13 protein-coding genes and 1 riboswitch are annotated in these 12,337 nt (G+C 37.7%); all 13 genes read left to right on the plus strand.

The annotated features are described in order from the left end of the window. Window positions 1-3: 3 nt before the first annotated feature. Entirely contained in the window at window positions 4-1,830 is a 1,827-nt protein-coding gene (gene infB / locus N7603_RS02735) for a translation initiation factor IF-2 (protein WP_262095799.1), read from the plus strand. A 2-nt stretch (window positions 1,831-1,832) separates the two neighbouring features. Further along, entirely contained in the window at window positions 1,833-2,177 is a 345-nt protein-coding gene (gene rbfA / locus N7603_RS02740) for a 30S ribosome-binding factor RbfA (RefSeq protein ID WP_262095800.1), read from the plus strand. Window positions 2,178-2,295: 118 nt separating this feature from the next. Beyond that, the gene (locus tag N7603_RS02745; RefSeq protein ID WP_262095801.1) at window positions 2,296-2,679 is read left to right on the plus strand and encodes a hypothetical protein; all 384 of its coding nucleotides are present in this window, start codon (window positions 2,296-2,298) and stop codon (window positions 2,677-2,679) included. After that, window positions 2,679-3,134 (plus strand): NfeD family protein, encoded by a 456-nt coding sequence (locus N7603_RS02750; protein WP_262095802.1) that lies wholly within the window; start codon window positions 2,679-2,681, stop codon window positions 3,132-3,134. The genes N7603_RS02745 and N7603_RS02750 overlap by 1 nt, the downstream gene beginning before the upstream one ends. Before the next feature lie 24 nt (window positions 3,135-3,158). After that, window positions 3,159-4,100, plus strand: coding sequence for an SPFH domain-containing protein (locus N7603_RS02755; protein WP_262095803.1), 942 nt, complete (start codon window positions 3,159-3,161; stop codon window positions 4,098-4,100). Between the two features lie 80 nt (window positions 4,101-4,180). Then, on the plus strand, window positions 4,181-6,454 hold the full coding sequence (gene priA, locus N7603_RS02760; RefSeq protein WP_262095804.1) for a replication restart helicase PriA: 2,274 nt from the start codon (window positions 4,181-4,183) through the stop codon (window positions 6,452-6,454). Window positions 6,455-6,463: 9 nt separating this feature from the next. Next, window positions 6,464-7,399: a methionyl-tRNA formyltransferase gene (gene fmt / locus N7603_RS02765; RefSeq protein WP_262095805.1), complete on the plus strand. Its 936-nt coding sequence runs from the start codon at window positions 6,464-6,466 to the stop codon at window positions 7,397-7,399. Then, window positions 7,377-7,928: a phosphatidylglycerophosphatase A family protein gene (locus N7603_RS02770; protein WP_262095806.1), complete on the plus strand. Its 552-nt coding sequence runs from the start codon at window positions 7,377-7,379 to the stop codon at window positions 7,926-7,928. The genes fmt and N7603_RS02770 overlap by 23 nt, the downstream gene beginning before the upstream one ends. A gap of 18 nt (window positions 7,929-7,946) precedes the next feature. Further along, on the plus strand, window positions 7,947-9,224 hold the full coding sequence (locus tag N7603_RS02775) for an HD-GYP domain-containing protein (RefSeq protein WP_262095807.1): 1,278 nt from the start codon (window positions 7,947-7,949) through the stop codon (window positions 9,222-9,224). 63 nt (window positions 9,225-9,287) lie between these two features. Continuing rightward, window positions 9,288-9,384: riboswitch (SAM riboswitch) on the plus strand. A gap of 53 nt (window positions 9,385-9,437) precedes the next feature. Then, window positions 9,438-10,589: a methionine adenosyltransferase gene (gene metK / locus N7603_RS02780; protein ID WP_262095808.1), complete on the plus strand. Its 1,152-nt coding sequence runs from the start codon at window positions 9,438-9,440 to the stop codon at window positions 10,587-10,589. A gap of 18 nt (window positions 10,590-10,607) precedes the next feature. Further along, window positions 10,608-11,444: a DUF3137 domain-containing protein gene (locus N7603_RS02785; RefSeq protein ID WP_262095809.1), complete on the plus strand. Its 837-nt coding sequence runs from the start codon at window positions 10,608-10,610 to the stop codon at window positions 11,442-11,444. Between the two features lie 12 nt (window positions 11,445-11,456). After that, entirely contained in the window at window positions 11,457-12,017 is a 561-nt protein-coding gene (locus N7603_RS02790) for a LemA family protein (protein WP_262095810.1), read from the plus strand. 142 nt (window positions 12,018-12,159) lie between these two features. Further along, on the plus strand, window positions 12,160-12,337 hold a 178-nt coding region (locus tag N7603_RS09065), incomplete at its 3' end, for a helix-turn-helix domain-containing protein (protein ID WP_373425341.1).

The raw sequence follows: 12,337 nt of genomic DNA on the forward strand, positions 1-12,337 counted from the left end.
GATATGAACAAACGTCCTAATTCGAAGAAAAATGAATCTAGAACGTCCAACATACCAAGAAGAGACGCTAACGTCATTCGTGGTAAAACGATTATTTACAAGCCAAACATGAAAGTATCAGAAGTGGCTGAAGGATTAGGTATTTCAAATGCCGAAATCATAAAAAAACTCATGATGCTTGGTGTTATGACCTCTGTGAATCAGTCAATTGACCGCGATACTATTGAGCTCATCTCTGAAGATATGGGTTTTAAAATCCAAGACGAAGTCATAACTGACATTACCCGTTTTGATGAAATGAAATTTGAAGATGCACCTGAAGATTTAATTAAACGTGCACCGATTGTGACCATTATGGGTCACGTTGACCATGGTAAAACTACCTTACTCGATACCATTAGACACTCACGTGTGGTAGCGGGTGAAGCCGGTGGGATTACTCAACACATCGGGGCTTATCAAGTCGAACGAAATGGTGAAAAAATCACCTTTATCGATACCCCAGGACACGCCGCTTTTACTGAAATGCGTGCTCGCGGAGCGAAGGTAACCGATATTTGTATTTTAGTGGTTGCTGCAGACGATGGTGTGATGCCACAAACTGTTGAAGCCTTAGAGCATGCTAAAGCAGCACAAGTACCGATTATTGTTGCGGTCAATAAAATGGATAAACCACAAGCAAATCCAGAATTAGTCATGACCGAATTATCCAATTTAGGACTCATTCCAGAAGCATGGGGTGGCAATACCCCTTACGTCGAAGTCTCAGCATTAAAAGCTAAAGGTATCGATACGTTATTAGATGTCATTCAATTGGTATCTGAATTAGAAGATTTAAAAGCCAATCCAAACCGCCTTGCAAGTGGTACTGTTATTGAAGCTAGACTCGATAAAGGTAGAGGTATTGTTACAACAGTGATCGTTACCAATGGTACCCTAAAAGTTGGCGACAACGTCGTTGCAGGGAACACATACGGTAAGATTAGAACCATGAATGACGACACTAAACGTCGTTTTGATGAAGCCATTCCTGGACAACCAGTAGAAATCACTGGACTATTCGATATGCCTGAAGCTGGTGACATCTTCGTTGCTTTAAGCGATGAAAGACAAGCTAGACAAATTGCTGAAGAACGTCTTGCAAGACAACGTGAAGGCGATTTACAAAAACAAAAGAAAGCTTCCTTAAAGTCTATGATGGAACAAGCTGAAGCTGAACAAAAAGAATTGGTCTTGATCATCAAAGGCGATACTCAAGGTTCCATTGAAGCTCTTAAGGGTTCCTTAGAGAAACTTGACATCGAAGGTCTACACGTCAACGTGATTCGTTCATCTGTCGGTGCCATCACCGAAAGTGACGTATCGCTTGCAAGTGCATCGAACGCCATCATCATTGGTTTTAACGTAAGACCAACGACGGTTGTCAGAGAATTTGCGAAGAATCAAGGCGTTGAAGTTAGACTATATAACATCATTTATAAAGCCATCGAAGATATTGAAGCAGCCCTTACGGGTATGCTCGCACCTGAATACGAAGAAGTCGTTACAGGACAAGCCGAAGTCAGAAGCGTCTTTAAGATTTCGAAGATTGGTGCGGTTGCCGGATGCTATGTTACCGATGGTGTCATCGAACGTAACTCATTGGTTCGTATCATTCGTGATGGTATCGTCATTTACGAAGGTAAAATGGCTTCCTTAAAGCGTTTTAAAGACGATGTTAAAGAAGTTAAAACCGGTTATGAATGTGGTATTTCGATTGAAAACTATAACGACTTAAAAGAAGGCGACATCATTGAAGCCTCAATTGAAAAAGAAGTGGAGCGTGGTTAATTGTGTCAAGCATTTCCATCGAACGATTAAATTCCTTATTTTTACGTGAATTGGCTGTCATCATTAATCGTGAAAATAAGTCTGAAGCCATCAGTTATTACAATTTAACTGAGGTGAGAATTACCAGAGATCTTTCTTACGCCACCGTATTCTATACAATTTTAAATGATGATCCTGAAATCATCAAAGTCGCTCAAGCTAATCTAGAAAAGATTAACAAGCAAGTACGTAAAGATTTGGCTTCTAAAGTCAATAATCTACGAAAAATGCCAGAATTAATCTTCAAATACGATGAAGCTTTAGCCTACGGTAATAAGATTGATAAAATTCTTAAATCGATTGAATAGACCCTGAAATAGGGTCTTTTTTTTCAAATTTCTGTCAATATAATAAAATTCAAAAAAATTCAAAAACTGTATTGAAAATTCATTTTATGGTGTATAATAAGGGTGTGGAGGAAATTATATGGCAATAGAATGGATTATGCCAAAAGACACTTTAGGCACTGTCACCTTTTATGATTCAAACATTACACTCAATAAAGTGGCTGCGTCTTATTTCGTAGACGCATATAAAGTCATCGTTGGCATCGATCGTGAAAAACATCGTGTCGTGATTAAAAATTTAAGTAAAGAAGAAGCCATGCGTGGTGATGTCAATAAGAACCATTTACTTGATGTCGCAATTAAAAAGAGCTATGGTCGAATTAGTAGTAAAAAAGTAGTTAGTGATATCTCAACTGTGACACATTTTACATTCACTAAGGATACAAACTACAAATATCGTGCGAAGTGGAATTCCACAGAGAAATTATTGGTTATCGATTTAGATGAGGAGGTCAAAGGCTAATGGTATTTATCAATGATTATTTAATGATTATCATTTGGGCAGTCGTCTTAATTGGTACAATTTTAGTCGAGTTTGAAACCTCCGATTTGGTTACCATTTGGTTTACATTTGGTGCAATCGCAGCCTTGATTGCAGCTGCACTCAATGTACCGATTGTTGGACAAGTAGCCATCTTTATCGTAGTATCCTTGGTACTACTCATTTTAACTAGACCATTAACTAAGCGTTTTATGGACAAAGAAGTAGTAAAAACCAATGCCGACCGTATGATAGGAATGCATGGCGTTGTGGTCACAGAAATTCCATTTGATGGTAAAGGTGAAATCAAAGTAGACTCACAATTGTGGACTGCCTTTACCACTAAAAAGGACCCAATCTCCGTGGGTACACGCGTAGTGATTTTGGATATCGTTGGTAACAAGTTATTAGTCGATGTCCTAAAAGAAGATTTATAATTTATAAGAAAGGGTGATTTATAAATGTTTATTGTATTAGCTGCATTACAACCAGGCACTATCGCTTTAGTTATTTTGCTTTTACTATTAGTATTCGCTTTGATTATCGCTTTATCGAGTATTCGTATCGTAAGACAAACACAAGCATTGGTCATCGAAAGATTGGGTCGCTATTATACGACATGGAATACCGGTTTACACTGGTTAGTACCGTTTATCGACCGTGTCTCTAAAGTTGTAGTATTAAAGGAAATCGTGAATGATTATGCACCGCAACCGGTTATTACCAAAGATAACGTTACAATGCAAATTGACACTGTTGTTTACTACCAAATTACAGATCCAAAAGCATTTACTTATGGGGTAGATAATCCTAATCGTGCACTTGAAACCTTAACTGCGACCACACTTCGTAACATCATTGGGGCACTTGATCTTGATGAAGCTTTGACTAGCCGTGAACTCATTAATAGTAAAATGCGTATCATTTTAGATGAAGCAACAGACCCGTGGGGTATTAAAGTAATTCGTGTCGAATTAAAGAACATCATCCCACCAAAAGACATCCGCGAAGCGATGGAAAAACAAATGCGTGCAGAACGTGAAAAACGTCAATCCATCTTAATTGCTGAGGGTGAAAGACAATCTGCTATCTTAAAAGCTGAAGGGTTCAAAGAATCACAAATTCTTGAAGCTCAAGCACAAAAAGAATCTGCTATCCTACGAGCAGAAGGTGAAGCTAATGCTATCTTAAAAGTCCAAGAAGCAACCGCTAAAGGGATCGAAATGATTAAGAAGGCTGGCGCAGACCAATCCGTACTAACCTTAAAAGCTTATGATGCATTGGTAGAAGTATCTAAAGGACAAGCAACTAAGTTGATTATTCCTTCTGAACTTCAAGGCCTAGCAGGTTTAGCAGTTACAGCGAAAGAGTTCTTCAAAGACGACAACAAGTCGACAAAATAACAGTAGAAACGGGACCAAACCTCCCGTTTTTTTTCTGTCTATTGCTAGATATGTGGTATAATTTGGATTAGGTGAATGCCATGTTTGCAGAAGTTATGGTCGATTTAAAAACAAAAGAGATTCAATCCTCATACGATTATATAATCCCATCCGATTTGGAAGGTTTTTTAAAATTGGGGATGCGCGTGGTTGTGCCATTTGGCAACATGACCCGTGTCGGGCTAATTACGAAAATTAAATCTGAATCTTTAGCAGCAACCAAAGCCATCATCGAACCTTTTGATATGGAACCTATAGTCGATAAAGAACTCTTTCATTTGATTAATTATTTAGAAGAAGAAGCGATGATACCCTCTGTCCTTGCATACCATAAGGTTATCCCCGATGCACTTTCGGTTGAATATCAAAAAGTGATTCGCGTGATGAAACGCGATGGTTTGAAAGAACCGCTTAAATCATTACTGATAGATGACGTAGTGGTGTTTAAAAAGACTTGGCGTAAGTATTCAAGCGCTTTTCAGAAAGCAGTCTCTTCAGGCAGTATAGAAATCGATGAAGCCATTGATCAAAAACGAAGTATTCAAACTGAAAATTATTATTTAAAAACCACAAAAGTACCTCAAACCCAAAAACAACAAGCGCTATGGCTTTACTTGAATGAGCCTAAACGCATCGAAGATATCCTCGATTCAGGGTACTCAAAACAAATGGTTCAGACATTGGTTAAAATGGGCAGTATTTCAATTCAAAAACAAGAGAAAATGGTTGTTTTTAAACCAACTTACGCAGAGGACTCAAAAGCCCTAACTCGTGAACAAAAAGAAGCTGTTCTCGCTATAAAAGAGTCCCTTCTCAAATATGAACGATTCTTATTAAAAGGCGTATCTGCTTCAGGTAAAACAGAAGTCTTTTTACAACTCTGTATGGAACTATCCAAGAAGCGAAAACAAGCTATGATTATTACGCTTGATACCGCTTTAATTGAGCAATTGAGATTGTATTTAAATCCTTTTTTAAGCGTCGCAGTGATTGACCCAGAAGACACACTCCAGTCTCGTCTGGATAGTTACCGTGCAGCACAAACAGGTTATGTCGATGTCTTGATTACAACCCCGTCGGGTATTTTTACACCATTTAAATCTTTAGGTATTATCATTGCTGACGAGGCACAAGATCCGAGTTATATCGATTATGCAAAAACCATTCACGGTTTAGATATGTTACAAGAACGGGCTCGTTATAACAATATCCCACTCGTTTATGCCTCAGCAACCCCACCAGTTCAACTTTATTATGACGCAACACTAGGTAAACTAAGACTCATTGAACTGAATGAAAAAGTCTATCAAACAAAAGATCAACTCCAAATCGTCGATATGAAAAAAGAACTTGAAAACGGGAATTTATCAATGTTGTCTAAACCTCTATATGATGCGATTAACCGTTCTTTAAAAGATAATAAACAAGCTCTCATTTTAGCCAATCGAAATGGGTTTGCACCGTACGTTTTATGTCGAAGTTGCGGGCATGTCCCAACGTGTGAACGCTGTGATACAACCTTAACCTACTTTGAAAATAAGCGCCGTTTAAAATGTCCGCATTGTGGGTATCAAATGAAGTATGAACCTAAATGTATGGCTTGTGGTAGCGATAAAGTTAGACCAGTAGGTATGGGGATTGAACAAGTCGAAGTTCAAATGAAAAGAACCTTTCCTCTAGCTAAAATTGCCCGGCTAGATTCAGAAACTACATCGAAAAAAGGTGTCTATCAAGCTACGATTAATGCATTTAAGGCTAAAAAAATTGACATTTTGATTGGCACACAAATGATTTCTAAAGGCCATGATTTTGATATACCAGTTGTTGGAATTTTATTGATAGATTCAATGTTAAAAGCACCGTCTTATTTAGCAAATGAACGTTGTTACCAGTTAATTAAACAAACCATGGGGCGTGCTGGTCGTAAACAAGCAGGGGTTTCGATTGTCCAAACCTATCAAACAGATCATTTTGTCTTAAAGAGTTTAGAAGATGAAATTGGCTTTTATGAACAAGAATTGAACCGTCGCCAAATAGCACACTATCCACCGTATTATCAGTTATTAAGTATTGTATTTAAAGGCAACTCTTTAGATCAAGCAGAAAGAGCTGCAACCAAACTGAAACAACAAATCATTTCAAGGTATTCACAATACGAGGTAGTAGGGCCATCCGAATCTGATATCAAAACGTTTAAATTGATGATTAAGACAGGAAAGCGTCAAGATTTAAAGCATTGGATTCAATCTATAAAACAGTATTACGATAAAGAAAATCTATCGGTTAGATTTTATCGATATGACGATATTGTATAGGAGTATAATATGAAAATTGTATTTATGGGGACCCCTGCATATGCAGTAGAAACCCTCAAAATGTTACATCAAAAATATGGTGTTAGCCTAGTGGTGACACAACCCGATAAGAAAGTAGGACGAGCTGGTAAAGTTGAATTCTCGCCTGTTAAACAGTACGCAATTGAAAATGGATTAACGCTATTTCAACCGATTAAGATGAAATTAGACTATCAGCCGATTATAGACATCAAACCCGATTTAATCGTAACAGCAGCCTATGGACAAATGATTCCAAAGGCAGTTTTAGATGCGGGTATTTCTGTAAACCTACATGGGTCAATACTGCCTAAATATCGTGGTGGAGCTCCCGTTCAATATGCCATTCGAAATGGAGAGTCTGAAACAGGGGTAACGTTGATGTATATGGCCCCTAAGATGGACTCCGGTAATATCATCGCTACTAAGGCTATTCCGATAGAAAAAACAGATACTACAGATACCTTAATGGCGAAGCTTTCTGTGGTTGCGAAAGAGTTATTAGACACACACATTCAAGATATCGTGGCTGGTAATTGCCCGTCAATTCCACAGGATGAAACGCAAGTCACATTTGCATATAATTTAAAGCCAGAAGATGAAGTCTTGAATTTCAATCAAACCTTTGAACAAATTGATAGTCACTTAAGGTCTCTACTATCACAACCAGGCGGTTCAATTTTCATACATAATACACGGATAAAGGTGTATGAAATCGCAAAAAGTGATATAATTAGTACTGGAGTCCCTGGTGAAATTTTGAGTGATAAGAAGCGCTTTTATATCCAAGCGTTAGACAGTGTTGTCGAACTCATCAAGATTCAACCTGAGAACAAGAAAATCATGGAAGCCAGAGATTTTCTGAATGGACAAAAACTATTCGTTAAAGGAGACATTGTCAATAATGAAGAAAAAAGTTTTATTTAGTCGTGAGGAAATGACACGTTTATGTGTTGAAGCCCTCAAGAGCCGTGGTGTAGAAGTCGATGATATTGCGATGATAGCATTTAAACAACAAGGTAAATATACCGATAATATCAAATTTGAAACTTGCCGAGAATCGGTGTTAAAAGTATTGTCTTTAAGAGACATTTTCCATCATGTGTTACTATCGGTTGAAATCGATAAATTAGCTGAAAAGAAGATGCTTTCTTCCCCGATCCAAGATATTATCGAATCTGACCTAGGTTTATTTGGTGTCGATGAAGTTTTAGGCCTTGATGTGGCTAGACTATATGGCGTCATTGGAATGACCAACTTTGGTGACATCGACGTCAACAAACACGGGATTGTTCGCAAACTTAATGAAGATGGCAAAAAAGAAGGTATTGTTCATACATTCTTAGATGACATCGTCGGTGCGATTGCTGCAGCTGCATCCACACGTGTTGCTCAAGTAATCAACGAAGATTTAGCTCACGAAGAACCACACAAACAAATCTCATTATTTGATTAATTTATTAGGGGGACAAGCGTGAAAAAGGATAAATTTAAGTATCTTACCAAACACTTTTTTAGCCGCTTGTTTGGCTTTGAAGAAAACATCGATATCACCGATGATGTGATGGTTTTACACCGTCGTAATATCGTCATTAAGAACATTATCTTTTTATCTAACATTATATACTCGATGATTTTATTCTTTATTGCAGCGGTCAACAACGAGCCATCTGACTGGCTCTTTTCTGCGTTATCCTTCCCTTTTACGTTCTTTTTAAATAATGTCATTAACCGTTTAATATTTGGTGAGCGACACGACAAGACCAAACAAGAAGTCGCGATGTATGTCGAAGCAATTTATATGTTCATCTCCGCCATCTTAATCTATGCACGTTTATATGGTAACTTTGAAACCGCCGCTTATATCCTCATTTACTATTCGGTTGTTGTGATCTCTTTATACCAAAGTAAACGCCTTATTATGTGGACATTCCAAGGGATGATTGCAGGGATTACGTTCATTCACTTTGTTTGGACTTATCAGTTAACTGAACTGTATCAAGGGTTGTCGGTAGGTGAGTTCTTGAAGCAATTTATACCCACTGAAGAAGCTCAAGATTTTTACTTAAGAATCGTATTGTTCACGGTCTTCATGGTAGTTATCTACGCAATTGTATCGATGGGTTCTTATATGCAAGAAGAACGTAAAAAAGAGTTGATCAAACGCCGTGAAGTTCAAACAGATTTCACGACAATCGTTACCGATTTGTACGCCGTGGTTTTATCATCGAAACGTGCTTTCATGGATCGTCAACACATCGATTTAGTCTCTAAAATGAGCAGTCGATTAGGGGCTTATTATGGCTTATCTACTAAACAAATCGAGCACATCGAAGCTTACGCAATCATACACATGCGGGCTCATGAAATTGAGGATTTGGTCCAACATGGTATTGAATCTGAAGACTATGAAGACCTCAAGAAAAAAACCTCATTAGGGACTTTGATTGCTAAACGCATTCAGCTTGCTCAAAAAGCTGAGGACATCGCTAGAGCCCATATTGAAGGGGTTGCAAATGAAAAGTTTGTCAAAGAGATGTTATTGATTCAACCCCAAGTCGAATCACAGGTGATTTTATTGGCTGATTTATATGTGACGATGCGCAGTTTGAAGTCTTATAAGAGACCATATCCAAATTCAGCAGTCATTCAATTATTTGAAAAAAATTTCTACGTTTATTTTGAAGGGGCTCTTGTGGAAAGGTTCTTGAAATTCAAAACGGATTTTGAGAAAATTTATAACGAATATTGATACTATTTTTGTTGCAAAAAAAACAGCACATGATATAATAAGTATGCTTATTAAACTGAATACTTCTTATTAAGAGCTACGGAGGCTAGTCGCCTGCGATGTAGCAGCAACCTGCTAAAGCAAGGTGCTAATGACGAGGGGGATAACCCAACAATGAGAGATTGAAACTCTTTTCGTTGGGAAAGGGTTTTTTATTTTTTAGGAGGAAATGAAATGGAACGAAAACTTTTTACATCTGAATCAGTAACCAGTGGTCATCCAGATAAAATCTGTGACCGTTTATCCGATGCGATCTTAGATGCTATCTTAACAGACGACCCAAATGCGCGTGTTGCCTGTGAAACTGCCGTAACGACTGGGTTAGTCCTAGTTATGGGAGAAATTACAACAAAAACCTATGTTGATATTCAAAGTATCGTTAGAAACACCGTTACAGATATCGGATATGACCGAGGAAAGTACGGATTTGACGCTGAAAACCTTGCAGTTTTAGTATCTATTAATAGTCAATCACCTGACATTGCGATGGGTGTAGATGAGTATGAAGGCCACGAACAAGGCGCAGGCGATCAAGGTTTAATGTTTGGATTTGCTTGTGATGAAACCGAAAATTATATGCCTTTACCGATTGAACTTGCACATAGATTAGTCAGACGTTTAGATACCGTTAGACATGAAAATATTTTAGATTTCTTAAGACCTGATGGTAAGTCTCAAGTCACCATTGAATACGATGAATACGATAGACCTTCACGCATCGATACCGTAGTCGTATCTTCACAACATGCCGATATCGATATTGAAATCGTACGTCAAGGTATCCGTAAAGAAGTCATCGATGCGGTATTGCCAAAGGATTTGATTGATGAAAATACCAAATTCTTAATTAACCCTACAGGTAAGTTTGTTGTAGGCGGACCAAAAGGTGACTCGGGATTAACTGGACGTAAGATTATTGTTGATACCTATGGTGGCTATGCTCGTCATGGGGGTGGGGCATTCTCAGGTAAAGACCCATCAAAAGTAGATAGAAGTGCTTCTTACATGGCCCGTTATATTGCGAAGAATGTTGTTGCAAGTGGTGTTGCTTCCAAATGTGAAGTTCAACTTGCTTATGCGATTGGGGTAGCGAAACCAGTCTCGATTAGAATTGACACATTTAATACTGCAAAAGTTGCTGATGAATTAATTGTTGAGGTCATTCGTAAACATTTTGATGTAACCCCAAAAGGCATCATTAAAACCTTAGATTTAAAGCGTCCAATTTACCAGCAAACTGCTAACTACGGCCATATGGGGCGTTCCGATATTGAATTGCCTTGGGAACGCTTAGATAAGGTTGATTTCTTTAAGCAATTATTATAAAATAAAGTAGGTGATTATATGGAATATAAAGATATTTTAGCGAGTTATGAGCAACAACGTTTAGAAATGTACAATGAGTACAAATCTAATTTAAAAAAGGGATTTTTGTTTCTCATTATTCTTGTTGGGTTCTATTTCTTTGCTAAAGCGGCACAAATCGCAAGTTCGTACCGAAAAATCACCAAAGAGAAAATTATTAAAAGTTTAATACAAGCACAATACGAAGATGGCTATTATAATCCAAAAGACTCCATTTCATTAGCACACATTAATAGTTTAAACTTTTATCAAAAACCTGACCGTTTTCATGGGGAAGACTTGATGAAAGGGACCTATAAAGGTGTTAAATTTGCTTGTTCTGATATTCATATGGAAGAACGTGTTGAGCACAGAGACTCCAAGGGGAATGTAACGTATTCGTATCAAACTATTTTCAAAGGGCGTTGGTATACCTTTGATTATGAGCGTGATTTTGATCAAATTCTTCAAGTCAAAGAAGGCCGTTTTGTCGGTGCTGCTGCTAGAGGATTGAAGAAGTACGAAACCGAATCGGTACAATTCAACAAGAAATTCAAAGTCTTCGCATCGGATCAACAATATGTATATTATCAACTTACACCGGTATTGATTGAAAAGATTCTAGAGATGGAATCGATTCACCGTGGGCACTTCCAAATGATGTATTATGGTAATCATTTAGATGTCGCCATCTATGATTCATCGGATTCATTCGAATTAAAATTGAAAACACCGCTAACCACTGATAACATTGGTCATATATTAAACGACATTGATATGCCGGCAATTATCATCAATGAATTCAAAATGGATAGCGATAAATTTAAAAAACAATAGGAGGATTCAAATATGGACACAGGACTTATCGTTTTATTTGTAGTATTGGGTTTATTGCTTATTGTTGCTTTGTGGGTCATTGGTACGATCAACACATTCAACAGATTGATTGTTAAAGTTGACGAAGCTGAATCCGGCATCGATGTCGCTTTAACAAAACGTTTTGATTTACTTACCAAAATGGTTTCCGCAACCAAAGGTTACGCTGACCATGAACGCAAAACCCTTGAGGCAGTTATCGCAATGCGTCAACCTGCACACGGTGCCCCAATCGGTGAAAAACAAGCTTTCGCTAACCAATTATCCGAAACCATGGCGCGTTTAAATGTGGTAGTAGAACAATATCCACAACTTAGAGCTAGTGAAAACTTTGCTAAACTGCAAAACGCAAGTGCTGAAGTTGAAGAAAATCTTCAAGCAGCAAGACGTGTTTATAACGCGAACGTTTCGTATTATAACCAAAAAATTGTAGTATTCCCTAGTTCGATGATTGCGAACTGGAAAGGTTTCACAAAACGCGACTTCTTTGAAGCTGAAGCTTCGAAACGTCAAGACGTTGAATTCAAGTTTTAACAACACAATCAAGAAGTCCCCTACCTCCATAGGTAGTGGGATGAATTGATTTTCTTATATTTACAAATCATTATAAATAATGTTATAATAAAGGTGTATTCATACCCGTTTCTGCACTCTACTGAAAGCCAAGGTGAACCGAATGAATAAAGCCTTTAAGTTTAGGATCTATCCCACTGAATCTCAAAAGACTTTGATTCATATGACCCTTGGACATAATAGATTTCTATGGAATAAGATGTTAGAAGACAAACAGAAACACTATGAATTGAATAAAACCCACTTATATAACCGTCCAGCTCAATATAAAGATACTTATC

It is taken from the genome of Paracholeplasma vituli (assembly GCF_025446935.1).
Lineage (GTDB): Bacteria > Bacillota_I > Bacilli_A > Acholeplasmatales > UBA5453 > Paracholeplasma > Paracholeplasma vituli.